This window comes from Alteromonas hispanica, from assembly GCF_010500915.1.
Lineage (GTDB): Bacteria > Pseudomonadota > Gammaproteobacteria > Enterobacterales > Alteromonadaceae > Alteromonas > Alteromonas hispanica.
On record NZ_JAAAWP010000005.1, the window covers coordinates 16,161 to 42,645 of the forward strand.

Consider the following 26,485-nt stretch of genomic DNA (forward strand, 5'->3'; position numbering starts at 1 on the left):
TTTACGCCAATGCAATATCTACTGCAATGTTTCCTCGGGTTGCATTTGAATAAGGGCAAACTTGATGTGCAGCGTCAACTAAGGCTTGGGCTTTTTCACGCTCCAGCTCGCCAAGATCTACAGTTAGTTTGACGGCAATAGCAAAGCCTTGTTCGATTGGACCAATAGACACATCGCCCATTACGTTTATATCGTCAGCTAGTTTAATTTTTTGCGAAGCCGCAACGTGTTTTAACGCTCCGATAAAACAGGCAGAGTACCCTGCTCCAAACATTTGCTCTGGGTTTGTGCCCTCACCACCTGCACCACCTAGCTCTTTCGGAGTCGAAAGTGCAAGCTCTAGTTTGCCATCGTCTGATTTCGCAGTACCTTCTCTGCCACCTGTTGCTGTAGCCGTACCTGTATAAACAACCTGTTGTAATGTATGCATAATATTCTCCTAATTCAAAGATAAAGGTGCAAAGTAAAATTTATTGCTCAAGCAAAAACACGCAATTACTTTGCATGCAAAATAAAATAACACTATGACGACTTGATAATCAAGTACTTTGCATACAAAATATAAAAATTAAATGAGGAGTTTTGGTCGTGTCTGAATTATTGAAGTTAGAAAATCAACTTTGTCATCGCTTTTACACGCTGTCTAATGCGTTTACGCGTGCTTATCGACCACTGCTGCGAGAACTCGATATTACCTACCCGCAATATGTAACACTAATGGCGCTATGGGAAACCAATAACATCACAATTGCCGAGTTACTAGAGCGCACGGCTATCGACGGCGGTGCTATGACGCTTATTCTGAAGAAGCTTGAGGATAAGCAGTTTCTTAGTATTAAAAAAGATGAAAGCGACAAACGGGTTAAACGTGTGGTGCTCACCTCTAAAGGAATAGAGCAAAAACAAGTTGCTGAAAACGTACCCAAGCAAATGCTTTGCAAGTTACAAGGTATGAGTCAAGAGGAGAGTATTCAGCTACGTCATTTATTAGATAAACTGAGTGGGTGTTTCGATAACAGCAGCGACTAGAGAGAAGCAAAACTCCTGTCCTCGCCGCTCGCTGTTATTCAATAACTAGAATTCAATGGAAAATAAAAGCTTAGCGTGCGGATGCATAATTAACGGCAGTCGCATCAGATTCTTGTGCATATTGCGTTAGGTGATGAGCTAACATATTTTCTACACGCTCTAACATTTGATCGCGCTTATAGTCCCAACCACGCTTATCGGCTTGTTTTGCTTGCGCAATGTAGTAATCCATACGGCTTTTGCGTAAAAGGTGCGTTTTTTTACTTAGATCAAACTCGACTCTTGTGTATGTCTTCTCAATTTTCGTTATGTTTCCATGATAGGGCTTTGCCGTATCTTCGGCGGTAGCGCGACTAACAAATGTGTCTCCGTTACCTAAAACTCCCACCAATACAATTAGTAACGACACTACAATTCCAGAAAAAAACCAACGTAAGAAAGACATATATTACTCCTTGGGTGCACTTTATCATTACCGTCCCGACAAACCCCTCGTCAGTAATGATGGTCAAAACAATCAAATCTACGTTTTCCGTTGCAGCTTTCGCACCAAAAATAAACCTTCATAAAATCAGCAACATAAATAAAAACACAGTATTACGAATTCATTTATTGGAATTTTCTACACTCTACTCGGTAAATACGCGGTAAATACCCGCTTAAATGCATTAGCGCATTAAAGTGGCAGCTTTCACCAACAACAAATCAACCACGCTTAATAATAAAAAGCGGTAACGTAAATATCGTTTTGTTAGGCTCCTTTTCTGCTATCATTCTATTTCAGCGAACAAGTGTTCTCTGAAGTCTTTTTCAACCATTCTTTGCAGTGTTCAAAAAGATTAAACGGTTTCTTTAATCACCAGAGAGGAACAAAGGGTTCGATAGGAGGATTAATGTCAGCAGTAAAACATCAAATAGAACGCATACCTGCTAGAGCATATTCAATAATAGAAGAGTGGCTTAATAGTGTAAGTCATGGTGTGGGTTTAGTGGCCGCTATTGTTGGCCTCATATTTCTCCTCAATCGAGCAGACGATACCTTATCTCTCGTCACGGTTTCTATTTACGGCAGCACATTAATACTTATGTTCTTAAGCTCTACGCTTTATCACGCAATATCTCATCACAAGGCCAAAGAGTGGCTAAAGCTGTTCGACCACAGTGCAATATACTTATTGATAGCAGGTACTTACACACCGCTCTTATTGGTTTCTATTGGCGGCGTACTGGGCATTGTCATGACTACCCTAATATGGGCTCTAGCGTTTGCTGGTGTTGCGTTTAAGCTGGTTGCGCAACATCGTTTTCCTAAGGTGTCGGTAATGACATACTTGCTTATGGGCTGGATAGCAATTGGCCTTATTTACCCACTTTACGTAGCCTTACCGGGTGCAGGGCTTTGGCTACTCGTAGCAGGAGGGCTTTGTTTCAGCGTGGGTGTCTGTTTTTATGTGGCGAAAAAGGTAAAATACACCCATGCAATATGGCATGTATTCGTAATTGGCGGGTGCGGTTGCCATTACTTTTCAATTTATTACTTTGTGGTGTAACACGCGCTGTGACTAAAAATGAGTTTGCAAACGGCATTGAGGACAACGTCCCTCAGGCAATAGCTTGGTTTTCGCTAAAAGCAGGAAAAATATGCTTGGGTAAAAAACCTATAGCGAATGCATACGACAAACTGAAAATGCTAGGTGTAACTCACATTGCTACCGTTCAAACCGGTGAGGAAAATGCCCCGGAAGTGCGCGATGCTGCGTTAAATAGCGGGCTAGAGTGGCTTTGGGTACCGTATTCTCACCCTTCTTCACCGTCGCTTACCGATGATGTTTACCTTCACCAGTATCTCAACGAGCTGTCAAAAATGCTTTCTGAAGGTGCGAACATATATCTGCATTGCGACGGCTCTCAACATCGCTGCAGCCTTTTGTTTTACGCATTGTGCCACTACTTAGGAATTCCCTCAAACAGCGCTTATAACGCATTACATAGCTTTGGGAGAAATGCCGCAAATGGACTGTCTCGAGCTGAACTTACATGGGCAGCAAAGCTTGGCCATGCTGCCCCTAAGCTATAATTTTCACACTGATAAAGCGCACTGCAATATTGCTACTCACAAGGGCGTGCTGCTTGCTGTTTAATCAAAAAAGCAACACGTCCTGATGCAAATACGGAGTTTTAAATAGCTTTCTTACAAGTATAAGCGCAAGGCTTATGGCTTTACGCGAATGCTATTTAAGCGTTGGAACAGGCAGTAATGGAGAAACAATCTCGCCAATACGACGAAATAGCTGCATACGTGTAGTGCCTGATCGCCATACTAACCCAATTTCTCTGAAGCCTTTTTCTTCCGCAGGAAAACTTTTAAGTCCAGTGTGTTCCAAAATTGACTGGTTAATAGCTAACTCTGGTAAAAAGGTATAGCCCATTTTACTGTTAGCCAGCTGAACCAATGTATAAAGACTGCTTGCTGCAACACTGCTAATTTGGTCGCGATGCTGAAGATTACATGCACTAACCGCATGGTCGGTCATACAATGCTCTTGCTGAAGAAGAAAAATACTCTTCTTAGGAAGCGACGAAATGTCCACCGGATTTGGTAAAGCAGGCATCATATCTTCGTGCGCTATAAGGTGGAAAGGATCGTGACCAAGCACCATTTGCTTACATCCGGGTGTATCCATTGGAAGTGCAAGAATAAGTAAATCTAACCTTCCATCGGTAAGCTGCTGTAAAAGCTTTTCCGTGGTGTCTTCCTGCATTTCTAAATTAATGTCGGGAAGAAACGCCTTAAACGCTCCCATCATGCCTTCAAACAAAAACGGTGCAATGGTAGGAATAACACCTAACTTAAGCGTACCGCGCTGCCAGTTACCTGCATTTTGCGCGTATTCTACTAGTTCTCCAGCTTCCTGTAGCAGCACTTTGCTGCGCTCTACAATATCTATACCTAGTGATGTAAACACAAAGGTTTTGTGCTCTCTTTCTAGTAACTGGCTACCAAAGTGCTCTTCGAGATTTTGAATCGCCGTACTTAGAGTTGATTGGCTAACGTTGCAACGCTGGGCTGCTCGGTGAAAATGTTGTTCCTGATGCAGTGTGACAAGGTAGTGTAAATGTTTAAGATTTGGCCACTTCATGATCATCTCATAATAGATTGATAATATACTTTCTAATCTAGCATAAAGATTAACTTATCACACACCCAAACCTTTCAACTGCAACAAAAAGTTCTTAAACCTTTTGTGGCACAGCAGGCATTCTGAGACTAGGATTATGGTGTGTTGCCACTTTTTAAAACATTGGAATTTGCACGGCAGCAACAGTGCTAACGAGGCTACTATGAAAGGACATTATAAGAATATTCTTTGCGTACTCAGTGACTCTCATCGCCAGGATGAGACTGTGGCGCAAGCAATTCATATTGCGAAAACCCATCAGGCTGAAATTACTATCATGCTTGCGCTAGAAGCCCTTCCCCCTAACGCCAACATGGTAATGGAATCTTTTTCGTATATAGAATCGCAACAGAACATGGAAACTCAAGCACAGCAATGGTTAAGCGAGCAGTCGAAAAGCTGGAGTCAGCAGTACCCAGTGAACACTGCGGTCGCTATAGGCGACCCATTGATCAATGTTGTTAGTCGTGTGGTGAACCATGATGTCGATCTTGTTATAAAACGCGCTGAAGAAAGCTTTTTAGACAGACTTTTTGGCAGCCTAGATATGCGCTTGCTGCGCAAATGCCCATGTCCTGTTTGGATAGTGGACCGCAAACCAAAAAGCCAATACAAAAACGTGGTGGCCGCCCTAGACTTGAATTACCACTACCCTGAACATGAAGCCGAGGTAAGGCGAGAACTCAACCGCGATGTATTGCGCCATGCAAGTCAAATTGCTCTCCTAGAATTCGCTCAGCTACACGTACTTCATGTATTCGACGCTATTCCAGAGAATATGACGAGAGATGGTTTTGTTACTGTAGATAACGAAAATATGGAAGACAATGTCGCCTCTTTTTTTGCCGAGCGTGATGCAGAGCTAACTCGACTGCTTGACGAACTAGAGAGTGACCTTGATGACCATGTTCTTGAATATTTAAAACCGCAAAAACATATTGTTCACGGCCACCCTAGACGTGATATCGCAGCCACTTCAACATCTGTTAACGCCGACGTGGTCGTTATGGGTACAGTGGCGCGCGTAGGCATTCCGGGCTTTATAATCGGTAATACAGCCGAAGAAACTATGCATCAGCTTCAGTGTGCTGTGGTAGGCATAAAGCCGGCGGGATTTAAAACCCCCGTGTAAAAGGTTTTTCTAGGACCAAAAACAGAAAAGCCACGTTGTTGTAGACTACTAAAGCAACCAACATCAACGCGGCTCTTGGTCTCATTAAGGCGCTTTTTCTAAGCTACGCCGAATGACGCCTTTAAGATATAGAAGAATATAATTGAGAGCACGGCACCTGCGGGTAAGGTAACAATCCAAGAAACAACAATGTTTCTTACAATACCTAGGTTTAACGCAGACACACCTCTTGCTAAGCCAACACCCAGTACGGCACCGACAAGAGTTTGCGTAGTAGATATAGGCAGACCCGTGCCTGAGGCAATAACAACCGTACAGGCCGCGGCTAATTCTGCCGCAAAACCTCGACTAGGAGTAAGATGCGTAATGCCTTGACCGATGGTTTTTATGACTCGATGACCAAATAATGCCAAACCGGCAACAATGCCTAAACCGCCCAGTGGCAAGATCCACACGGCTAGTTTTGCATTAGCATTTATTTCGCCGCCACTGCTTACTACACTGACAACCGCAGCTAACGGACCAATAGCGTTTGCAACGTCATTAGAGCCGTGTGCAAATGCCATACAGCAAGCCGTTACTACCATAAGTAACGCAAATACTTTTTCAACATTAGCAGCCTGTAAATCTGCATCTTCAGAACCGCTGAATTTCATGCGGCCAATAAACCATTTACCAACAATACCTAGCGCAACAGCAATAGCCACAGCCAGTAAGTAACCGTTTACAGCACTCATCTCAAGACCAACGTGCTTGAGGCCTTTTTTGATGGTAACAAGAGACATAACAAAACCGGCCAACGCCATGTAGAACGGAACGTAACGCTTTGCACTCTCAAAGGGTGAAGATGTTTGAAAAATAAGCTTATGAGCACTCATAAAGATGAGATAAGCAATAACACCAGAAATCGCGGGGGTTACCACCCAGCTACCAACAATACCGCCGACTTTACCCCACGCTACGGCATCCATACTGACACCCGTCGCGGTAAAACCGATAATTGCACCGATAATAGAATGCGTTGTCGATACCGGCCAACCTAACCATGAAGCTACCGCTAACCAAATGCCGGCAGCTAAAAGCGAGGCAATCATGCCTAACACCAACAATTCAGGTATGTCAGTGAAGTAACTTGAGTCGATTATGCCTTTACGAATCGTAGAGGTAACTTCCCCTCCAGCTAGGTATGCCCCAGCAAACTCAAAAATCATCGCAATGAAAATTGCTTGTTTTATCGTTAATGCTTTTGACCCTACAGATGCTCCCATAGCATTGGCAACATCATTCGCTCCAATTCCCCACGCCATGACGAAACCTACGCCACCGGCAAGAAGAATTAAAATCAGGCCATAACTTTCAAAAAAATCCACGAATTATCGCTCCCGAGCTTTTGCGATTTGGGCTTCACGCTACATCACCGTGTAGCACTTTCTCTAGACCTACTTGGCTAGAGTGTGATGTTAAAGACAGGTTCTATAATGGCACAATGTTCGTTTTTTGCACGACCTGTCCTCGGCTCCGGCGCATGATAACGTAATCATCTTCGAAGCCATAGCGAAAATCATCGAATTTCTGCAAAAGTTTAAATCTGCGACGATAATTCAAACAAATATTTCATTTTTGTGACAGAAAGATTTCAACCGGCACGCCAAGCCACGTCTCTCGGGCGCTTTGGCAATTTATCTAGTTGCTCGCTTTAGGTCAAATCTTCAATTTTTTGATGGATACTTTCAAGAGAAGTATGACGAACGTCGGTACCTCTGGTGAGATATACAACATACTCGCACACGTTTTTACATCTGTCCCCTATTCGCTCTAGAGAGCGCAACGCCCACAACACGTCCAACCAATCCTGCATATCTTCAGTAATTTTTTCCATTTCGTGAGTGGTGTAAGTAATCAGTCGTTTATACTCACTGTCAATTTGGTTATCTTGACGATAAACCTCAAGGGCCGCTTCTTCATCTTGTCGGGCGAATGCATCAAAAGTACCTCGCATCATATCGATAACACGCTCACCAATAAGTACCATGCTGCTTTTTATTGTGTCAGATGATGGCAATTTATTGCGGGTAACTAATTTGGCTATACGTTCAATCTCATCACCCATGCGTTCTATGTCAGTAATCGCCTTGGAGATCGTCATAATTAGGCGAAGATCACTTGCTGTGGGGTGGCGCTTCGCGATAATTCTTAAACACTCTTCGTCAATTTGAATTTCCATTGAGTTTATTTTCAGGTCATTCAACACGACTTTTTCGGCAAGTGCGGCATGGTTGTGTTTAATGGCATAAAGCGTATCCACCATCTGCTGCTCAACCTCTCCCCCCATCGTAAGCACAGAGTTACGTAAATTCTCTAACTCAACGTTAAAGGTAGCGGAGATGTGCGTATTAAGAGCAACTTGGCGCATTGTGATATAACCCCATCAAAAATTTCGAACAAACCCAATAAATATACTCTATCAAGCAGCCTAACCATACCGACCAGTTATGTAATCTTCGGTCTGCTTTTTCTCTGGCATGGTAAAAAGCGTGTCGCTGTCTGCATATTCTACCAACTTCCCCTGATGAAAAAATGCAGTGTAGTCGCTCACGCGTGCCGCCTGCTGCATGTTGTGCGTAACAATGACAATAGTGCACTGCTTTTTGAGCGACTCCATCAACTCTTCAATAAACAAGGTGGTAAGAGGGTCGAGCGCAGAGGTTGGCTCATCGAGCAACAATACCTTAGGTTTAAGCGACAGCGCCCGAGCAATCACCAAGCGCTGCTGCTGCCCTCCAGATAGCGTCATTGCAGGGTCGAAAAGTCTATCTTTTACTTCATCCCACAATGCCGCCTGCCTCAATGCTTTTTCTACCGCATCGTCAAGATGCCGCCGTACTTTTACGCCTTGCAGTTTAAGCCCGTAACACACATTTTCGTAAATGCTCATAGGAAAGGGGTTGGGCCGTTGAAACACCATGCCTACCTTGGCGCGAAGTCGAGATACATTAACCTTTTTACTGTTAATATTTTTACCATCTATGATTACCTCACCGTTATAAGAACAGCCGTCGTACAAGTCATTAAGTCGATTAAAACAATTGATTAGCGTCGACTTCCCACAGCCGCTTTGTCCTATCAGCGCGGTTACCTTGTTTTCCGGAATACGCATGGTGATGTCTTTCAGCACATGTTTCTCGCCAAACCATAGGTTTAAGTCTTTTACCTCTACTGCGGTTTGCTCGCTAGTTAGCTCACTGACAGGCTTTATATTATTTTTAAACAGCGTAAGCATGTTGACATTTACCCTTCTAAATAGCGTTTGCGCAAGCGCGTTCTTAATAACACGGCCAGAATATTAAGAACGAATACGACTACCAGCAATAATAAACATGCAGCAAACATCATAGAGGCACTTTTCGCATCGGTCTGGCTATGAAATGCACTGTCATAAATTAACACGCCTAAATGCATAAACTGGCGGTCTAGGTGTAAAAAAGGAAACTCTCCATCAATAGGCAGTGCGGGCGCAAACTTCACCGCACCAACCAACATTAAAGGAGCAACTTCACCAGCAGCTCGGGCAATGGCAAGTATTACACCGGTCATAATCCCCGGCGACGCTATGGGCAAAACAGTGCGCACGATTGTTTCAATTTTGGTGGCGCCTAAAGCATAACTGCCCGCTTTTAGCCCCTCAGGCACTCGCCGTAGGCCCTCTTCGGTAGCGACAATAACCACCGGCAGTGTGAGTATGGCCATGGTGAGTGCGGCCCAAAATATTCCCGGGCTTCCCATAGTAGGAGATGGGAGGGTATCGCTAAATAAGAGGCTATCTATACTGCCACCCAAGGTATATACAAAAAAGCCGAGACCAAATACCCCATAAACAATGGATGGCACCCCCGCCATATTGCTTACGCTTACCCTGATGACTGTGGTCAATGCTGTGTTGGGAGCGTACTCACTTAAATAGATTGCCGCTAGCACACCAAAGGGCGTTACGATAATGGTCATAATAAATACCATCAGCACTGTTCCAAATAACGCAGGAAACACGCCTCCTGAGGTATTCGCCTGCTTAGGTGATTCGGTTAAAAAAATGATGACTTCACTAATGGCAACCTGCCATTTTTCAAGCAGCGATAAACGGCCAACAAAGTCGACACTTTGAATATTAGAAACCGGAATGATAAATGATTGCCCATCAGCAAATTTAACCGCCAGGCGATATTGCTCTCGTTGACGTTCAAGGTTTAGCACTTGCTGTTGATACTGATTGAATTCAGCAACCCGTTTTTCTCGTGCAGGCGCATCTGCAGCTACGTCTCGATTGTCAAAGCGAGACAGCGCCTCATGAATAGGGGCAAGAAATTGTGTATTCAGCGTGGTAATTTTCTCAGAAAGAAGTGCTACTTTCTGCATAACTCGTGTCAGCTCTGACAGCTGATTGTTTGTCCCCTCTGGGGTGATAACATGATCGGGTATAGCAAGTACCTGCCTGCCGTCATTCAACTTTATTTGCGCACTGTCCAGAGCAACAGACAAGCTTTCTACGCTTTCTCGCTCAACAAGTAGTTGTGTGCCGTAAGGGTTACCAGCGTCTGCGTATTTAAGCCTTACTTCCTGCTGTGCATCGTCATCAAACACATTCGCTAGCAGAGTTTTAGACTGCTGGGCGTTATCAGACTTTATCGATACTGCAAAAATGGGCTCTGGCCAGAAATAGGCGCCGCCGCGAGCAGTTATCAGAACAAGCACACTCACTAAAGCAATGAGCAATATACCTGTAAAAAAGGCAGTTAAACTAATAACGAGTGATTGACGCTGAACTGCGTTCAAACCCGAGAAAGACGGCTTAACCATACTTTTTCCTCGTTCCTAGCCTTTGACGCATCACCTCGGCTACGGTGTTTACCACAAACGTAAATGCGAACAGAATACAGGCGGTAAAAAAGAGAATTTGATAGTGCGCTGAAGACACGTCAGCCTCAGGCAGCTCTATGGCCAGGTTCGCCGTAAGTGCCCGCAAGCCCTCAATAAGCCCCCAGCTGGAAATGGGAGTATTACCCGTCACCATAAGTACAATCATAGTTTCACCAAAAGCACGGCCAAACCCTAACATAATGGCAGCAATAATGCCCGGTAACGCCACATGTAGCACAACATGTATTAAGGTTTGTAGTCTTGTAGCACCTAAGGCAAACGACGCATTTTTTAAATCGTCTGGCACGCCGTTTATGGCGTCTTCAGCCAGTGAATAAATGGTTGGCGAAATAGCAATACCCAATGCAATTGCTACCACAATAGTCGTCTTGCCAATAGGGCTGTTGGATTCAGACGCTAACAACGCAAACCCATCCACACCCATAAGAGAGAAAATAAACTCGGGGGCAAACTCAACGCTGATAAATCCTAAAAATAATGTACCCACCAATGCACTTACTAACTCGCTGCCATGACGCAGGCGCTTCGGAAGGTATTCAGCCACTCTTCGCTGGAACAGTGCAACTATAATCAGCGCAATAGGCACAAAAATAATGAAAAAAGCGACTGAGAATAAAAACTGCTCTGCCTTAGGCGATAACCAAATAGCGGCGATAAAGCCAATGAGCACGCTTGGGATCGCTTCCAACATCTCAATGGCAGGTTTAATCAAGTGTCGAAGTCTGGCTTTAGCAAAATAAGCAGTATAAATGGCTGCGCCAATGGCAACGGGAATTGCAATAGCCAATGCCAATAATGACGCTTTCATACTGCCAATAATTAAGGGCGTTAAGCTAAATTTTGCCTCTTGATAGTCGGACGCGCTGGTAGTTTGCCATACGGTCGCCTGGGAGTCGTACCCCTCATACTGTTGCGGTTCAAACAACGACGACCATGTTGTAATTCCGCTTAAATACTTTCCTTGCCACGCGACAATACGATTGTCGCCTCGCCCTATTAGTGTATCGCCATGCCATGCAATATCCGACACCGTTTCATCACTTTTATAAGAGCGAATAACTTCTCCGGTTATGCGATTAAGCAGCAGAATTTTTTCCTTACTGGTCAGCACCGCAACAATGTTCATACTGGCATGTTCGGCCACATCATAAGTGTATTCATTGTTTTCTAGTGCAACACTGTAGGTATCCTGAAACACCAAGCCAGCTTGGGTTTTGCTAAGTACCCAGCGACTGAGCGTGTTGGTTTCGCTGTTTTGTAAATAAAACGTGCGCTGTTTTGCTAGCGGGAATATGAAAGTTTGGTTGTTTTGATAGGGAATACCGGTAATCATTGCACTTGGCGCAGTTTCATTATCGGTCAGCCTATGCAGAAAGAACTTATCTCCCTTGTGTAAGATCATGCTTTCACTACCGGGCAGCAGCGTTACGTTATCTACATCAATAAACTGCTTATCAATTACTTTGGTGGGTGTTTTTCGATTTACCCAGCGCACAAAAACGCTTCCCTCATTTTCAATTTTCGCTGCAATCCATTGCGTAGACATGCTCATGCCCCATCCATCGTTTTTACGCCAGAGCTTTTTGGGTAGCGCAAATGTTAATGCACTTGATGGCCCGCTCTGCATCACGCCTTTTCCAAGAAGTCTATTGGCAGAATAGGTTCGCACCGGAATAATTCGCACTTGTCCGGCGGCTGAAATATCTACAATGTAATCTTCGCCCATTACGGTCTGCGACGACAAGGTGTGCGAACATGGCTTTGTATAGTCTTGGGTATTGCGCAGCGCACTTCTAGAAAGCACTTTAAGGCCAATTTGGCAATTGTGTTTTTGAACCAGTAGGGGCTGGCCATTGAATATATCGCCTGTACTAATAATGACTTCGTCATTTGCCACTGACACCGTTGACACTTTTTCTAGCGTAGGGGTATAGGTAAGCGGCAAGGCTTGACTGAGAAGGTGAGAAACAAGAATAACCAGTGTCAGCAATACAAGACCACCAAAGCCGGTCACGAGAATGCGAGACCTTGTGTCGGTCCGCTGGCGTCTCTTATTTATGCTGTCGCTGTTAAAAGTCATTATTCTTTTTAGTGTTTTATGTGTACAAACCCATCTATAACAACGAATTTGGAGTAAATTGCACTGGTGAGCAGTGTAAGTTTTGTTATGCTAATAGCAAGTGAAAATTTCGCGCGTAGCCTATGCTACCAAATCTATTACCAAATCTGCTTTTCGGTATGGTATTACCCTGTGAGAACACGTTCAAAGTATTTCTCAGCCAGTCATTAAGGAGCTTTACATGCAATCAATAGTCATCAATATCATGGGCAAAGACAAACCCGGATTAGTCGATGCATTAGCTAAGTGTATTTATACCCACAAGGGTAACTGGTTAGGCTCTAGCTTTGCACATATGGCGGGCATGTTCACTGGTTTTGTCGAAGTGCACGTAAACTCTGAAGAAAAACAGCCGCTGATCGACGCTATTGAGGCCCTTCCAGATATCACTGTTCAACATGTAGCGGCAGCAAGTTCTCAGGGAGACAATCACGTAAAATGTACGGTAGATGTTATAGGCAATGATAAACCCGGCATAGTTCAAGAACTGACGTCGGTATTGAATCAGTTCAACCTCAATATACTTACCTTTGCCTCACACTGCGAAAGTGCGCCTAACTGGGGCAGCTTAATGTTTAAAGCAAAAGCAGAAATTGCGGTGCCCGAAGGATTCGACGATGGCGCTTTACAAGATGCGTTAGAAGCACTAGCAAATGACTTGGTTGTAGACATCACCACAACCCGCTAATGTCGCCAAAGGGCAAGTAGACTCCTTACATAAGGATAAGAGGCAGTTTGTCATCAAAATGTCACTCACTAATGACAGCCTTTGACCATTTTTGTACATGTGATTGAGAGATTATGGATAGCAACGTTTTATATTATCCCGCAGAGCTAAGTTGGTTAGCATTTAACGAGCGAGTGTTACAAGAAGCTGCCGATAAAAACACCCCCGCGGTAGAGCGCATACGCTTTTTAGGTATTTACTCAAACAACTTAGATGAGTTTTACCGCGTACGGGCAGCGGGCGTTAAGCGACAAATTACCATAGCGCAAAATGACGGTAATGAAGAAGAAGCAGAGCGTCAGATAAAGCTGATGGCCCAAATTCAACAGAAAGTGGTACAGCTTTCTGAGAAGTTCGATGAAATTCACAAAGACGTAGTGACAGAACTGGCTCGCTATAATATCTATATTTTGCGCAAAAACGACTTAAACGACTATCAGCAACAGTGGGTACGTAACTTCTTTATCAACAAAGTTTTGCGACATATCGCGCCCATTATTATTGATAAGAAAACTGACCTGTTGAAGCGGCTCAACGGCACATCTGTATATCTTTACGTAGCGCTTAGACGTAAAGAGCGAAGCACGCGATATGCGGTTATCCAAGTTCCCACTACCGAAATGTCACGCTTCATGCTCATACCGCCTGAAAAGAGCAAGAAGAAAAAGCATATTATTATGCTAGACGACATGATTCAGCTTTGTCTTGAGGATATTTTCCGCGGCTTTATTAAATACGATGAACTTGAGTCTTTCTCATTCAAAATGACGCGAGATGCAGAATATTCCATTAACGATGAGATAGACGAAAGCTACGTAGAAAAAATGTCAGAAAGCATGAAGCAGCGCCTCATTGCAGAACCGGTTCGCGTTATTTACGACACCGATATGCCTGATGACATGATGCAGGACTTGCGCAAGCGCTTAAAAATTACAAAGCTTGATACCATGCATGCTGCCGGGCACTATCGTAATTTTAAAGACTTTATCGGCTTCCCCAATGTAGGTCGCGAATACTTAGAACATACTCCGCTGCCGGCTATTGATAGCAAGGCGTTTTCTAAACACAACACTGTGTTTGATGCGATATCCGCAAACGATATTTTGCTGCACTACCCCTATCATCGGTTTTTGCATTTTACTGAGTTTTTACGTCAGGCAGCTTTCGACCCTAATGTTCGCACAATACGTATTAACATTTACCGCGTGGCCAGTAACTCGCGCATCATCAACTCACTCATTGATGCTGTGGATAACGGTAAAAAAGTGACAGTAGTGGTAGAAATACGTGCCCGATTTGACGAAGAGGCGAATATAGAGTGGTCGAAACGAATGACCGAAGCGGGGATCCGGGTTGTACTGGGCGTACCAACACTAAAAATACACTCTAAGCTTTGCATCGTAAGCCGAGAGGAACGCGGTAGCTTAATTCACTATGCCCACTTTGGTACCGGTAACTTCAACGAAAAAACCGCAAAGATATATACCGACTATAGCTTGTTTACCCGCAACCAAGAACTTGCGGATGAAGGCGTGGCTGTATTTGATCTTATTCAATACCCATACCGCCGTTATAAGTTTCAGCACCTGCAGATCTCGCCGCTTAACTCGAGGACTAAAATTCAGTCACTTATAAGACAAGAGATCCAGCATTTAAACCAAGGGCAGAACGCGCAAATAACCTTCAAAATTAATAACCTCGTTGATAAAGAGCTTATTGATGATTTATATCGCGCTAGCCAGTCGGGTGTGAAAATTCGCGGTATTGTTCGCGGTATGTGTTCGCTAAACCCCGGCATTAAAGGGGTTAGCGATAACATCGAAATTATCTCTATTGTCGACAGATTTTTAGAGCACCCCAGAGTTATGATTTTTGAAGGTGGCGGGGACAGAAAAGTATTTATTTCTTCTGCTGACTGGATGACACGAAATATGGATAACCGAATTGAAGTAGGTTGCCCGGTGTATGACCGCGAACTTCAGCAGCGCATTGTTGACATAATGGAGCTTCAGTTTAACGACACCTTGAAAGCACGGGTCATTGACACAGAGCAAACCAACCAGTACGTTCCAAGAGGGAATCGCAAAAAAGTGCGCTCTCAAGTGGAAATATATAACTACCTTAAACAACTTGAAGCTGACCTTTAGGATAACGTAAACATTAATGACCGAGCATGAATCCATCTTTGACGGTGTAACGTCCCGTGAAGTTAGCAAAGTAGCCGCTTTAGATATTGGCTCAAACAGTTTTCACCTGGTGGTGGCGAGAATTGTGGCCGATTCTGTTCAAATTCTTCATCGAGTGAAGCAAAAAGTAAGGCTGGCCGACGGGCTCGACGATGATGATATTTTATCTGACGAGGCCATTGCCCGTGGCCTCTCCATGCTTAAAGTGATTGCTGAAAGCTTAAAAGGCTTCGAACCTGACTCGGTGCGTATTGTTGCTACCCATACGCTGCGCAAAGCGCGTAATGCCAGGCACTTTATTAAAGCGGCAAAAGAGGTGCTTCCCTATCCTATCGAGGTTATCTCCGGCGTAGAAGAAGCTCGCTTAATTTACTCAGGTGTTGCGCACACTAATCATGCCGATGGACAGCAACTGGTTGTAGATATCGGTGGCGGCTCTACCGAGTTTGTTATTGGAAAAGGCTTCACCCCGTTGCTTTGCCGCAGTTTACAAATGGGATGCGTAAGCTACACACAAAGGTTCTTTTCAACAGGAGAACTTAAACGGAGCGCGTTTAACAAAGCGATCACCGCCGCCGCTCAAGAACTGGAGATGATTGACGCTAAATATCGTAAATTAGGGTGGGTGCAGTGTATTGGTACATCAGGCACTATCCGCTCGCTGTTTACGTTATGCCAGCGCGACAGAACCAATGAGCACGATGTGCCGGTTACGCTAAAACGACTGCAAAGCTTGATGGAACAATTCATTGAGGCAAAGCACGTTGAAAAGCTCGATTTCCCTAACTTAAGTGACGATCGTCGTATAGTCATCGCTGGCGGTATCGCTATTTTAATTGCGGTTTTCAAAGCATTAAAAATAGATGCTTTAGTGTATTCCCCTGCGGCACTGCGCGAAGGTGTGCTTTATCAAATGGAAGATGAACTGCACCACGCCGATATTCGCGGTAGAACCGCGAGCAGCTTAGCTACCCGTTACGATGTAGATACCTCGCAGGCGACTATGGTGCTCAACACATCGTTAATGCTATTGAGCGAAGTGGAAAAAGCGTGGAAATTAAAAGGCCAAGACTTTAAAAATATGCTTGGTTGGGCCGCGCTTCTTCACGAGGTAGGCATACAAATTAACTCTCGTGGCGTACAGCGCCACAGTGCTTATATTCTCGCTAACGTTGATATGCCCGGTTTTACTCAAGAGCAACAGCTTTTGTTGGCCACCCTGGTGCGCTTTCATCGCAAGAAAATACGCATTAGCGACCTGCCAAGTTTCAACCTTTTTGATAATAACGCGGTTAAACGCTTAATAGCGTTACTGAGATTAGGTGTACTTCTTAACCTTAAAAGGCAAGAGCAATTTTTGCCGGAAATAGACTTTCAGGTCTCACATTCTGAGCTTACGCTTAACTTCCCGAAAGGATGGTTAGAGGAAAAACCCATTTTATCTGCTGATTTAGCCAGTGAGAGCCAGCATTGGAAGGCGCTAGATTTAGAGCTAAATATTGGCGTAGAAAACTAAAGCGGTGGCTAGCATCTGCTAGCCACGTCACTATTATTTGCGTTCCTTGCGCTTATTCAACGCCGCCGTTTACGGTCTTTTCAGATTCGGCCGGTTGGGTATGATTTTGGTCATACTTTTTAAACCACGCTAATATATTTTCTACCTTGCCAATCATTCGCGACGGTTTTGCGGCAATGCCATGAGACGATTCAGGTACCTTTACTAGTACCGTATCGACTTTCTGAATTTTAAGCGCTTGGTAAAACTGCTCAGTTTCAGACATGGGCGTACGTTTATCGTTCACCCCGGTAATAAGCATTGTAGGGGTTGTAACATTGCCAACTAGCGACAGTGGTGAGCGTTTCCAATAATGCTCTACATTGTCCCAAGGCTTGCCAGGAAACTGAAAAGGTATTTGATATAGCCCCGAGTCAGCAGTAAGTACTTTCGATAGCCAATTAATAACAGGCTTTGCCACTACTGCAGCTTTAAATCTGTCGGTGAGTCCAATTGCATAAGCCGATGCGATTCCACCTGCTGAACCACCTGTTATATATAGGCGCTCTGGGTCGGCAATTCCTTTTTCAATAAGCGCATCAACACCCGACATGTGATCGGCAAAGTCGTACTTCGAGCTGTATTTCCCTTGTAACAGCAAGGCAAAACGTTCGCCATACCCCGTACTTCCGCGATGATTATCATAAAAAACAACATAGCCTTCTGCCGCCATTCTTTGTAGCTCTGCTGTAAATACCGGGCCATACGCTAAGTTTGGTCCACCGTGAATTTCTAGAATAAGCGGATAAGTTTTACTGCTATCGTAATCTGGCGGAAGAATATACCAGCCCTGTATTTCCTCGCCGTCAATTGAGGAGTTGTAAACAATTTCTTTTACTTCACCTAACTGTTTATGTTCTAACACATCTTCATTAAGGTAAGTGAGCTGTCGCTCCTTTTTGTAAGATACATACAAGTCGGCGGGTCTGTCTGTAGCTCCTTTTGTGTATGCAACTACATCGTCGGAGGCGTGATAGGTAGCAAATACATAGGGACGCCCTAGGGTAGTTCCACCAAGTCCTTTTGCTTTCGTTTTTATTTTACCGCTTAAGGTTACACTGTTCACTTGCGCCAGCCCGCGAACAGACTGCTGAAAGTATAAGGTTTTGTTATCTTTCCATTGAATATTGCTGACCGAGTTATCTACATCTTCGGTAAGGTTTTTATGGTCGCTTCCGTCTACGTTCATTACGTACAAATAGCTATTTTTGTACATCACTTTTTCATCGCTTCGACGTTCGTAAGCCACATACTTTCCGTTTGGTGACACAACGGGTGATACTTCACGGCCTTTAAAATTGGTGACTTGCTCTATATTGCCACTCATATCTACTGTGTAGATATCTGCCTCAACTGGTTCGTATTCCCAGTTGTCATTTCTATTTGCCGAAAAGTAAATTTTCTCTGCATCGGGTGAAAAGCTTAAACTCCCCCTGTGATGATAATTACCAGAAGTTAATTGCCTTGCTGTGCCACCATCGGTGGGTACAACAAATATGTGCGTGTAAGCTGGCTCTAGTATGCCTTTTCCATCTGCCTGATATCGAGCTTTCGTAATATACTCAAAGCCTGGCGACCATTTAGCCCCCTTTGGCTTTTTAGGCATCTTAACGCTTAATGGCTTTTCATTTGCATCAACACTCATAGTAAAAGCAATATATTTACCATCTGGTGACCACGTAATGGAACTAGGCGAAGAAGTAACATTGGTAACTAGTGCGGTCTGGCCGGTGTCCATCCAACGAATATAAAGCTGAGGCTTTCCATTTTCGTTCGATAAATATGCCAAACGTTTGCCGTCTGGTGACCAGCGGGGAGAATAAAAGTTATGACTCGCTGAAAGCAAAGGGCGATGACTACGCCCGTCGACAGTTGCTACCCATATATTTGAACGAGTGCTGTCTGACATAATATCGTTAGAACGTCGTACATAAGCCACCTCCTCACCATTGGGCGACACCTGCACTTCACTTACATACTCCAAGTTAAAAATATCTTCCGACGCAAAGTGATGGGCATTTTTTGCTGCAGATATATTTGTTGTAGCACTGGCATTATCACTGTGGCTTGTTGCTTTTACTGCAAAGCTACTACTTACGAATAGAGAACCGAGTAACGCCACTACAACACGGCTTTTTCTCGTTGGTTTTATGCTTTTTTTGCGATGTATCAGGAAGTCGTAATATGTCATCTTCGCCCTTTTCTTGTTGTTCGAATTTATAGGTCTGTAAACGTTTTATACTAGCGTAATCCAACTTGCTGACGAGAACGCATTTGCCAATATGCGGCGATTGACGCTATTTAATAGATAAAACGTACGTACCTCAAAGAGAAGATGCTATTTGTTATATATGTTTGAGAGCTTTTAAATGTTGTCACAAATATGGAGCAACGTTTAACGCAGACATAAAAAAGGAGAGCGCTGCTCTCCTTCTCTTGTATACGTTTTTAATGCTAACGCAAGTGTAAAGCGCTCACGCTGCCTTAAACTAAGACTTTGACGCCTGATATATACCTTCAATAGCAGTATCTAGTGTTGCTTCAAACTCTTCTTCAGACTGCTTAGCAGACACGCCCTCAGTCAATGCACGAGAAAAGCTTGCTATCATGCCTTGGTTCTCAGCTAACTTGGCGTTTGCCTCGTCGCGGCTGTAGCCACCTGAAAGCGCAACCACTCTTAATACGCGAGGATGGTCGATTAGCTCTTTGTAAAAGTTTGCCTCGTTAGGTAACGTTAGCTTTAACATCACCTCTTGACCTTCACTTAACAGGTTAAGCTGCGTAAGAATTTCAAGTTTAAGCAGCGCCTCGGCTTCCGCCTTTTCTGGGCTATGAATGTCAACTTCAGGCTCTATGATAGGCACAAGCCCTGCAGCTAAGATTTGCTTACCTACTTCAAACTGCTGCTCTACAACTGCTTTAATACCTTGTTGATTAGCCAGCTTCACAACACTGCGCATTTTTGTACCAAATACGTCTTGTGCCACCGCTTTAGCAAGCAGAGCATCGAGTTCTGGCATAGGCTTCATTACCTGCACGCCATCACTTTCTTCCGCCAGTCCTTTGTCCACCTTCAAAAAAGGAATAACACGCTTTTTCTGCCACAAGTAGTGCGCCGTAGGCATGCCTTCAATTTCTCTATCAAGAGTGTTTTCAAACAGAATAGCGCCCAGAACACGCACTCCGTTAAACGGCTCGCTAGTAATAATGCGTGTGCGCATATCATGGACAAGGTTGAACATTTCTTCGTCTGAACTGTATTCAGACTCTTCAATGCCATAAAGGCGTAACGCTTTTGGTGTACTGCCGCCACTTTGATCTAGGGCTGCAATAAAGCCGACCTGTGTGTTGAGTTTATCCAGCATAGATTGCTGAGCTTGTGATGCCATTGCAACACTCCTTTTGTTTTATTCTGCCTTTACGACAGTTGTAGGGTTTATAGTTATTTCGCCAGCAAACGTCACTGTAAAGCTGGCTATATTGTTTCCGGAAAAGTTGGCTCCTTAAAAAGGCTATTTCCGAAAAGGAGCTTACACACACCATACTGTTATTGCTGTTTTCAGTATATGTAAGCACCGGTAGCATACTATGCGCTATTTCTTTCGTTACTTCTTTAAATAAGCTAATGAGGGCCTTTGGCTTAAACAGCTTACTTGAGGTAACAACAACGCTTATTTATTTTTTTCTTCTAGTATAGCTACAGCAGGCAGTGTTTTTCCTTCAAGAAACTCAAGAAATGCACCACCGCCAGTTGATATGTAAGAGACCTTATCGGCAATCCCATACTTATCTACTGCTGCAAGTGTATCACCGCCCCCTGCAATAGAGAATGCGTCACTTGCTGCAATTGCTTCAGACAGGGCTTTCGTACCTGCGCTGAATTGTTCAAACTCAAATACACCCACTGGGCCATTCCACACAATTGTTCCTGCATTTTTAATAATGCTTTCTAAGGCTTTTGATGAGTCTGGACCAATATCGAAAATCATATCTTCATCGCTTACTTCAGACACATGCTTTAATGTGGCCTCGGTATTTTCATCAAATGCTGCGCCAACTACTACATCTGTTGGTACGGGAATGTTTCCGCCGTTAGCCTGAGCGTCGTTCATCAACTGCGTGGCTTGTTCAGTTAGGTCCATCTCAACAAGAGACTTGCCTACATTGTGACCCTGTGCAGCAATAAAGGTATTTGCGATACCGCCACCTACAATTAACTGGTCTACTTTTTCAGCCAGAGTTTTTAGTACGGTTAGCTTGGTAGATACCTTTGAGCCACCCACAATCGCGACCATTGGGCGTTTAGGGTTGTCTAGCGCCTTGCCAAGCGCATCGAGTTCAGCGGCCAATAGTGGGCCTGCACATGCTTGCGTGGCGAATTTGGCTACGCCATGGGTAGACGCTTGTGCTCGGTGAGCCGTACCAAACGCATCCATTACGAAAATATCGCACAGCGCTGCATATTGCTTAGCAAGGGTTTCATCATCTTTCTTTTCGCCTTTATTAAAGCGAACATTTTCCAAAATAACTAATTCACCTTCAGCAAGTTCTACGCCGTCTAGGTAGTCTTTAACTAACTTTACTGGAACGTCCAACGCTTCGTTAAGGTAATCAACCACAGGTTGCAATGAAAATTCTTCCGCAGGCTCGCCTTCTGTGGGACGGCCTAAATGCGACATCACCATAACGGCGGCACCAGCGTCTAACGCTGCTTTAATTGTGGGGATGGATGCTTTTATACGAGCATCTGAGGTTACTTTACCGTTCTTAACAGGTACGTTTAAATCTTGTCTAATGAGAACACGCTGACCGTTTAAGGCCATATCGTTCATACTTGGAATTGCCATCATCTTTCCTATGTTAATTTAAAAATGTTGTCATTAATTAACGTGTGAAAGCTGCGCGGGTTGGTGCCACCAACCCTGGCAGCATTAAACGGTTTATTTTGCTTCAAACATCACTTTAGCTGTGTCGAGCATTCGGTTTGCAAAACCCCATTCGTTATCGCACCACACCAATGTTTTTACTAATTGCTTATGGCTTACGCGAGTTTGTGTTCCATCTACAATACACGAGTGTGGGTCGTGATTGAAATCTACTGATACAAGAGGCTCTTCCGTGTAGTCTAAAATACCCTGCAAACGACCGTCTTTGGCATTGCGTAAAGCCTGGTTTACTTGCTCAATAGACACCTCGCTTTTCAAGCTAACGCTTAAGTCCATAGCAGTGACATTAATGGTTGGCACTCGTACCGCTATTGCCTCGAACTTGCCGGCAAACTTGGGCAAAATGCGCTCAATTCCCGCCGCTAAGCGCGTATCTACTGGAATAATAGATTGGCTAGCCGCCCGGGTTCTGCGCAAATCTTCATGGTAGGCATCGATAACCTGCTGGTCGTGCATAGACGCATGAATAGTGGTAATAGTGCCACTTTCCACCCCAAAAGCGGCATCGAGGGCCTGAATAACCGGAACGATACAATTTGTAGTGCACGAGCCATTAGAGACTAATTTATGGTCACTGGTTAAGGTATCTTCGTTGGTGCCAAAAATCACCGTGTTGTCTAAATCAGGAGAACCGGGAGATGAAAACAGCACTTTTTTCGCACCCGCATCGAGATGAGACTGCCCTGAGGCTCGGTCGTCAAACTTGCCGGTACATTCAAGAACAATATCTACACCCAGCGCTTCCCAAGGCAGAGCACTAATGTCGGCTTCAGCAAGTAACTGAATGTCATCACCGGCTACCGTCAGCGTTTTATTTTCTAAGGCCACATCGAAACGAAACCGCCCGTGGGCGGTATCGTATTTGAGTAAATGTGCAATGCCCTCGGGCTTGGCAATGTCGTTAATGGCCACAACGTTAAACTCGCTATTACGCCCACTCTCGTAGAGTGCGCGTAATACGTTACGACCAATTCGACCAAACCCATTTATGGCAATATTTACCATTGGCTTTTATTTACCTCTTAAAGAGACAGCGCTGTCTCTACAACAGCATCGGTAGTGATACCAAAGTGTTTAAACAAGTCGCCCGCAGGTGCCGATTCGCCGAAGGTATCCATACCGATAATTGCGCCATTAAGGCCAACATATTTGTACCAGCTGTCTTTCGACAATGCTTCAACTGCAACGCGCTTAGTCACTGAAGAAGGCAGTACACTCTCGCGATAGTCTTTAGACTGGCGATCGAATACGTCTGTTGATGGCATTGATACTACGCGCACCGCTTTACCTTGTTCTCTTAACTTGTCTGCCGCTTCCACAGCAAGTTGAACTTCAGAGCCAGTGGCAATAAGAATAATCTCTGGAGCAGCATCACTATCGCTAAGTACGTAACCGCCTTTCGCGATGCTAGCAACTTGCTCTTGGGTACGCTCTTGCTGAGCTAACCCTTGACGCGTAAAGATAAGCGTTGTTGGCCCGTCAGTGCGCTCGATAGCTGCTTTCCAAGACACGGCAGATTCAACTTGGTCACAAGGACGCCAGTTATCTAGGTTTGGTGTAGAACGAAGCGCAACCACTTGCTCAACCGGCTGGTGAGTTGGACCATCTTCTCCTAAACCAATTGAATCGTGCGTGTACACAAATATAGCAGGCTGTTTCATCAGTGCTGCCATACGCACTGCGTTACGAGCGTACTCCATAAACATCAAGAATGTTGCGCCGTAAGCCTTGAAGCCGCCGTGTAGCGTGATGCCGTTCATCATGGCTGACATACCAAATTCACGTACGCCATAGTAGATGTAGTTACCCGATGCATCGTTCGCTTCTACGCCTTTACTGCCTTCCCAAATAGTTAGGTTAGAACCTGCAAGGTCAGCAGAGCCGCCTAGCAATTCAGGCAATAATGGACCGAATGCATTTAGCGCATTTTGAGATGCTTTACGAGACGCAATGTTCTGAGGGTTAGCTTGAAGATCTGCAATAATTGCATCAGCTTTCTCGCTGAAATCGGCCGGCAGTTCGCCGTTTACACGACGTTTAAATTCTGCGGCAAGCTCAGGGTAAGCGGCTTCATAAGCGGCAAATGCTTGGTTCCACTGTGATTCTGCTTCATTGCCCTTCGCTTTATTATCCCACTGAGCGTAGATGTCGTCAGGAATTTCAAACGCGCCGTGTTTCCAGCCTAACTTTTCACGGGTTGCAACAATTTCGTCGTCACCTAGTGGTGCACCGTGACAAGACTCTGTGCCTTCTTTATTTGGCGACCCAAACCCAATAGTTGTTTTACAACAAATAAGCGTAGGCTGAGCGCTGTTTGCTTGCGCTTTTTCAATAGCCGCTTTTACTTGCTCTGCGTCGTGGCCATCTACGCCTTCAATAACTTCCCAGCCGTAGCTTTTAAAACGTGCTGGCGTGTCATCAGTAAACCAACCTTCTACTTCACCGTCGATAGAAATGCCGTTGTCATCCCAAAATGCGATGAGCTTACCTAGTCCCAATGTACCGGCAAGCGAGCATGTCTCGTGCGAAATACCTTCCATTAAGCAGCCATCGCCAAGAAATGCGTAAGTGTAATGATCGACTATGTTGTGACCTTCGCGGTTAAACTGTGCAGCAAGAACTTTTTCTGCTAGCGCCATGCCCACAGCATTACTCACGCCTTGGCCTAATGGGCCAGTGGTGGTTTCAACACCTGGTGCATAGCCATACTCAGGGTGACCAGGCGTCTTTGAATGAAGCTGGCGGAAGTTCTTCAATTCTTCAATTGGTAGTTCATAACCAGAGAGGTGAAGCAGTGAGTATAAAAGCATTGAGCCGTGACCGTTCGATAACACGAAACGATCGCGGTTTGCCCATGAAGGGTTCTCTGGGTTGTGCGATAGAAAATCTTGCCACAATACCTGGGCAATATCGGCCATTCCCATAGGTGCACCTGGGTGACCTGATTTGGCTTGTTGAACAGCGTCCATACTTAATGCACGGATGGCATTGGCAAGTTCACGACGAGAGGGCATGTTGTCTCCTGATTATAATTCGTATCAAAGTGAGCGTGGAGGTAAGCCGCGCGTTCGGCCTAAGCTCTACTTTTATGTACGTTTGAATGTGGCGTTATTCTTACCCATGCCACCTCACAGTTCAATGGCTTTTCATTGCCAATAGCGAAACTAAATACAAAAAATGGTCTATTACGCAAAACGCACGTAAATGCACTACGCTAAAACACAATTTTGTACCTGATAACTCACTATTCTCAGTTTAGTAAAGACAATGAAGCTGATCGTAACGTGTCAAGAATTCGTAACAATGTATAGCAAAAAGACTTTTAGACGTCTAGAAGTAAAGACTGGTATTTGTAGTTTGTTTTAGTACAATACTCAAAATTTAGAATTTTAAATGCAAACGGAGCACATATGGCCACGAATCTATTCACCTCTGAATCGGTCTCTGAAGGACATCCGGATAAAATCGCTGACCAAATTTCTGATGCGGTTCTCGACGCTATTTTAGAGCAAGATTCACGGGCTCGCGTGGCCTGCGAAACCTATGTTAAAACAGGTATGGTTCTTGTTGGCGGTGAAGTGACCACTTCAGCGTGGGTCGATATTGAAGAGATTACTCGCAATACCGTAAAAGAAATTGGTTACACCCATTCAGACATGGGTTTTGATGCCGATTCATGTGCAGTGCTTAACGCCATTGGAAAGCAATCTCCTGATATTAATCAGGGCGTAGACCGCGAGAGCTTGGAAGAGCAAGGTGCAGGCGACCAAGGTTTGATGTTTGGTTATGCAAGCGACGAAACAGACGTGCTTATGCCTGCGCCTATTACCTATTCACATCGCTTGGTTCAAAAGCAGGCTGAGGTGCGTAAATCGGGTAAGTTAGACTGGCTTCGTCCTGACGCGAAAAGTCAGATTACTTTTAAGTATGAAAACGACAAGCCTGTGGGTATCGACGCAGTTGTGCTTTCTACTCAGCACTGCGACTCAGTGTCTACCGACACCGTACGCGAGGCGGTAATGGAAGAAATTATTAAACCAGTGCTTCCAAGCGAGTGGGTTGATGGTAACACCCAATTCCATATTAACCCGACAGGTCGATTTGTTATTGGTGGCCCAATGGGCGACTGTGGGCTTACAGGCCGTAAAATTATTGTTGATACCTACGGCGGTATGGCACGTCACGGTGGTGGTGCATTTTCGGGTAAAGATCCATCGAAAGTTGACCGCAGCGCCGCTTACGCAGGCCGTTATGTAGCAAAGAACATCGTAGCTGCTGGGCTAGCAAAGCGCTGTGAAATTCAAATTTCTTACGCTATTGGCGTAGCGCAGCCTACATCAATTAGCATCGATACTTTTGGTACAGGTGTGGTTGATGAGAAAACATTGGTTGCGCTAGTGCGCGAGCATTTTGACCTTCGCCCATACGGCTTAATTAAGATGTTAGACCTAGAGCGTCCAATTTACCGTGCAACTGCGGCATATGGACACTTTGGCCGCGAAGCCTTCCCTTGGGAAGCGACGGACAAAGCTGAAGCGCTTAAAGCATCGGTTTAAATAGCACGTTAGTAATGTTCAAAATGCAGAAGCCTCCACGTCGGAGGCTTTTTGCATTAGTGAAAATTTTAATTATCGTATTTGTTTAATTTCCATTCACTTTTCTTCAGCTTATTTTTGTCTA

Annotated in this window: 21 protein-coding genes; 8 read left to right on the forward strand and 13 right to left on the reverse strand. The window is 44.6% G+C overall.

The window, feature by feature from the left end; translation table 11 throughout:
- Position 1: 1 nt before the first annotated feature.
- On the reverse strand, positions 2–430 hold the full coding sequence (locus tag GTW09_RS09295) for an organic hydroperoxide resistance protein (RefSeq protein ID WP_163111667.1): 429 nt from the start codon (positions 428–430) through the stop codon (positions 2–4).
- 158 nt (positions 431–588) lie between these two features.
- Between GTW09_RS09295 and GTW09_RS09300 the strand changes: the two genes are divergently transcribed.
- Positions 589–1,029: a MarR family winged helix-turn-helix transcriptional regulator gene (locus GTW09_RS09300; RefSeq protein ID WP_071978775.1), complete on the forward strand. Its 441-nt coding sequence runs from the start codon at positions 589–591 to the stop codon at positions 1,027–1,029.
- A gap of 70 nt (positions 1,030–1,099) precedes the next feature.
- On the opposite strand, the gene GTW09_RS09305 is transcribed toward GTW09_RS09300, so the two are convergent.
- A complete protein-coding gene (locus GTW09_RS09305) occupies positions 1,100–1,474 on the reverse strand; it encodes a hypothetical protein (protein ID WP_163111668.1) in 375 nt (124 codons plus the stop codon).
- Between the two features lie 448 nt (positions 1,475–1,922).
- Here GTW09_RS09305 and trhA point away from each other — a divergent pair, with 448 nt between their 5' ends.
- Both trhA and GTW09_RS09315 read left to right on the forward strand, forming a co-directional pair.
- Complete coding sequence (gene trhA / locus GTW09_RS09310; protein ID WP_071978773.1) at positions 1,923–2,579, forward strand: PAQR family membrane homeostasis protein TrhA; 657 nt, start codon at positions 1,923–1,925, stop codon at positions 2,577–2,579.
- A gap of 8 nt (positions 2,580–2,587) precedes the next feature.
- A complete protein-coding gene (locus GTW09_RS09315; RefSeq protein WP_163111669.1) occupies positions 2,588–3,106 on the forward strand; it encodes a hypothetical protein in 519 nt (172 codons plus the stop codon).
- A 154-nt stretch (positions 3,107–3,260) separates the two neighbouring features.
- Here GTW09_RS09315 and GTW09_RS09320 read toward each other — a convergent pair whose 3' ends face one another.
- Complete coding sequence (locus GTW09_RS09320) at positions 3,261–4,169, reverse strand: hydrogen peroxide-inducible genes activator (RefSeq protein WP_163111670.1); 909 nt, start codon at positions 4,167–4,169, stop codon at positions 3,261–3,263.
- Between the two features lie 202 nt (positions 4,170–4,371).
- Here GTW09_RS09320 and GTW09_RS09325 point away from each other — a divergent pair, with 202 nt between their 5' ends.
- Complete coding sequence (locus GTW09_RS09325) at positions 4,372–5,340, forward strand: universal stress protein (protein WP_163111671.1); 969 nt, start codon at positions 4,372–4,374, stop codon at positions 5,338–5,340.
- A gap of 98 nt (positions 5,341–5,438) precedes the next feature.
- On the opposite strand, the gene GTW09_RS09330 is transcribed toward GTW09_RS09325, so the two are convergent.
- The 5 genes from GTW09_RS09330 to GTW09_RS09350 form a co-directional block, all read right to left on the reverse strand.
- Positions 5,439–6,710, reverse strand: a complete 1,272-nt coding sequence (locus tag GTW09_RS09330) for an inorganic phosphate transporter (protein WP_163111672.1) — start codon at positions 6,708–6,710, stop codon at positions 5,439–5,441.
- A gap of 326 nt (positions 6,711–7,036) precedes the next feature.
- Positions 7,037–7,753: a phosphate signaling complex protein PhoU gene (gene phoU / locus GTW09_RS09335; RefSeq protein WP_163111673.1), complete on the reverse strand. Its 717-nt coding sequence runs from the start codon at positions 7,751–7,753 to the stop codon at positions 7,037–7,039.
- Positions 7,754–7,813: 60 nt separating this feature from the next.
- Entirely contained in the window at positions 7,814–8,620 is an 807-nt protein-coding gene (gene pstB, locus GTW09_RS09340) for a phosphate ABC transporter ATP-binding protein PstB (RefSeq protein WP_163111674.1), read from the reverse strand.
- Positions 8,621–8,628: 8 nt separating this feature from the next.
- Positions 8,629–10,191: a phosphate ABC transporter permease PstA gene (gene pstA, locus GTW09_RS09345; protein ID WP_163111675.1), complete on the reverse strand. Its 1,563-nt coding sequence runs from the start codon at positions 10,189–10,191 to the stop codon at positions 8,629–8,631.
- On the reverse strand, positions 10,184–12,352 hold the full coding sequence (locus GTW09_RS09350) for an ABC transporter permease subunit (protein ID WP_163111676.1): 2,169 nt from the start codon (positions 12,350–12,352) through the stop codon (positions 10,184–10,186). The genes pstA and GTW09_RS09350 overlap by 8 nt, the downstream gene beginning before the upstream one ends.
- Positions 12,353–12,572: 220 nt before the next feature.
- On the opposite strand from GTW09_RS09350, the gene GTW09_RS09355 reads away from it, so the two are divergent.
- The 3 genes from GTW09_RS09355 to ppx all read left to right on the forward strand — a co-directional run bounded on the left by GTW09_RS09355 (position 12,573) and on the right by ppx (position 16,820).
- Positions 12,573–13,079, forward strand: coding sequence for a glycine cleavage system transcriptional repressor (locus tag GTW09_RS09355; protein ID WP_163111677.1), 507 nt, complete (start codon positions 12,573–12,575; stop codon positions 13,077–13,079).
- Positions 13,080–13,192: 113 nt separating this feature from the next.
- Positions 13,193–15,265: a polyphosphate kinase 1 gene (gene ppk1, locus GTW09_RS09360; protein WP_163111678.1), complete on the forward strand. Its 2,073-nt coding sequence runs from the start codon at positions 13,193–13,195 to the stop codon at positions 15,263–15,265.
- A 16-nt stretch (positions 15,266–15,281) separates the two neighbouring features.
- A complete protein-coding gene (ppx, locus tag GTW09_RS09365) occupies positions 15,282–16,820 on the forward strand; it encodes an exopolyphosphatase (protein ID WP_163111679.1) in 1,539 nt (512 codons plus the stop codon).
- Positions 16,821–16,872: 52 nt separating this feature from the next.
- Here ppx and GTW09_RS09370 read toward each other — a convergent pair whose 3' ends face one another.
- The 5 genes from GTW09_RS09370 to tkt form a co-directional block, all read right to left on the reverse strand.
- A complete protein-coding gene (locus tag GTW09_RS09370; RefSeq protein ID WP_163111680.1) occupies positions 16,873–19,050 on the reverse strand; it encodes an alpha/beta hydrolase family protein in 2,178 nt (725 codons plus the stop codon).
- Between the two features lie 298 nt (positions 19,051–19,348).
- Positions 19,349–20,248 (reverse strand): fructose bisphosphate aldolase, encoded by a 900-nt coding sequence (locus GTW09_RS09375; RefSeq protein ID WP_071978760.1) that lies wholly within the window; start codon positions 20,246–20,248, stop codon positions 19,349–19,351.
- A 282-nt stretch (positions 20,249–20,530) separates the two neighbouring features.
- On the reverse strand, positions 20,531–21,706 hold the full coding sequence (locus GTW09_RS09380; RefSeq protein ID WP_100970976.1) for a phosphoglycerate kinase: 1,176 nt from the start codon (positions 21,704–21,706) through the stop codon (positions 20,531–20,533).
- Positions 21,707–21,799: 93 nt separating this feature from the next.
- On the reverse strand, positions 21,800–22,810 hold the full coding sequence (epd, locus tag GTW09_RS09385) for an erythrose-4-phosphate dehydrogenase (protein ID WP_163111681.1): 1,011 nt from the start codon (positions 22,808–22,810) through the stop codon (positions 21,800–21,802).
- Between the two features lie 17 nt (positions 22,811–22,827).
- Positions 22,828–24,819: a transketolase gene (gene tkt / locus GTW09_RS09390; RefSeq protein ID WP_163111682.1), complete on the reverse strand. Its 1,992-nt coding sequence runs from the start codon at positions 24,817–24,819 to the stop codon at positions 22,828–22,830.
- Between the two features lie 396 nt (positions 24,820–25,215).
- Between tkt and metK the strand changes: the two genes are divergently transcribed.
- Complete coding sequence (gene metK, locus GTW09_RS09395; RefSeq protein WP_163111683.1) at positions 25,216–26,361, forward strand: methionine adenosyltransferase; 1,146 nt, start codon at positions 25,216–25,218, stop codon at positions 26,359–26,361.
- The last annotated feature ends 124 nt before the right edge of the window (positions 26,362–26,485 follow it).

Bases quoted from the DNA above. Each gene is read 5' to 3' on its own strand.
- GTW09_RS09295 (WP_163111667.1), bottom strand. From the start codon at position 430: ATGCATACATTACAACAGGTTGTTTATACAGGTACGGCTACAGCAACA.
- GTW09_RS09305 (WP_163111668.1), bottom strand. From the start codon at position 1,474: ATGTCTTTCTTACGTTGGTTTTTTTCTGGAATTGTAGTGTCGTTACTA.
- trhA (WP_071978773.1), top strand. From the start codon at position 1,923: ATGTCAGCAGTAAAACATCAAATAGAACGCATACCTGCTAGAGCATAT.
- GTW09_RS09320 (WP_163111670.1), bottom strand. From the start codon at position 4,169: ATGAAGTGGCCAAATCTTAAACATTTACACTACCTTGTCACACTGCAT.
- GTW09_RS09325 (WP_163111671.1), top strand. From the start codon at position 4,372: ATGAAAGGACATTATAAGAATATTCTTTGCGTACTCAGTGACTCTCAT.
- phoU (WP_163111673.1), bottom strand. From the start codon at position 7,753: ATGCGCCAAGTTGCTCTTAATACGCACATCTCCGCTACCTTTAACGTT.
- pstB (WP_163111674.1), bottom strand. From the start codon at position 8,620: ATGCTTACGCTGTTTAAAAATAATATAAAGCCTGTCAGTGAGCTAACT.
- pstA (WP_163111675.1), bottom strand. From the start codon at position 10,191: ATGGTTAAGCCGTCTTTCTCGGGTTTGAACGCAGTTCAGCGTCAATCA.
- GTW09_RS09350 (WP_163111676.1), bottom strand. From the start codon at position 12,352: ATGACTTTTAACAGCGACAGCATAAATAAGAGACGCCAGCGGACCGAC.
- GTW09_RS09355 (WP_163111677.1), top strand. From the start codon at position 12,573: ATGCAATCAATAGTCATCAATATCATGGGCAAAGACAAACCCGGATTA.
- ppk1 (WP_163111678.1), top strand. From the start codon at position 13,193: ATGGATAGCAACGTTTTATATTATCCCGCAGAGCTAAGTTGGTTAGCA.
- ppx (WP_163111679.1), top strand. From the start codon at position 15,282: ATGACCGAGCATGAATCCATCTTTGACGGTGTAACGTCCCGTGAAGTT.
- GTW09_RS09370 (WP_163111680.1), bottom strand. From the start codon at position 19,050: ATGACATATTACGACTTCCTGATACATCGCAAAAAAAGCATAAAACCA.
- GTW09_RS09375 (WP_071978760.1), bottom strand. From the start codon at position 20,248: ATGGCATCACAAGCTCAGCAATCTATGCTGGATAAACTCAACACACAG.
- GTW09_RS09380 (WP_100970976.1), bottom strand. From the start codon at position 21,706: ATGGCAATTCCAAGTATGAACGATATGGCCTTAAACGGTCAGCGTGTT.
- epd (WP_163111681.1), bottom strand. From the start codon at position 22,810: ATGGTAAATATTGCCATAAATGGGTTTGGTCGAATTGGTCGTAACGTA.
- tkt (WP_163111682.1), bottom strand. From the start codon at position 24,819: ATGCCCTCTCGTCGTGAACTTGCCAATGCCATCCGTGCATTAAGTATG.
- metK (WP_163111683.1), top strand. From the start codon at position 25,216: ATGGCCACGAATCTATTCACCTCTGAATCGGTCTCTGAAGGACATCCG.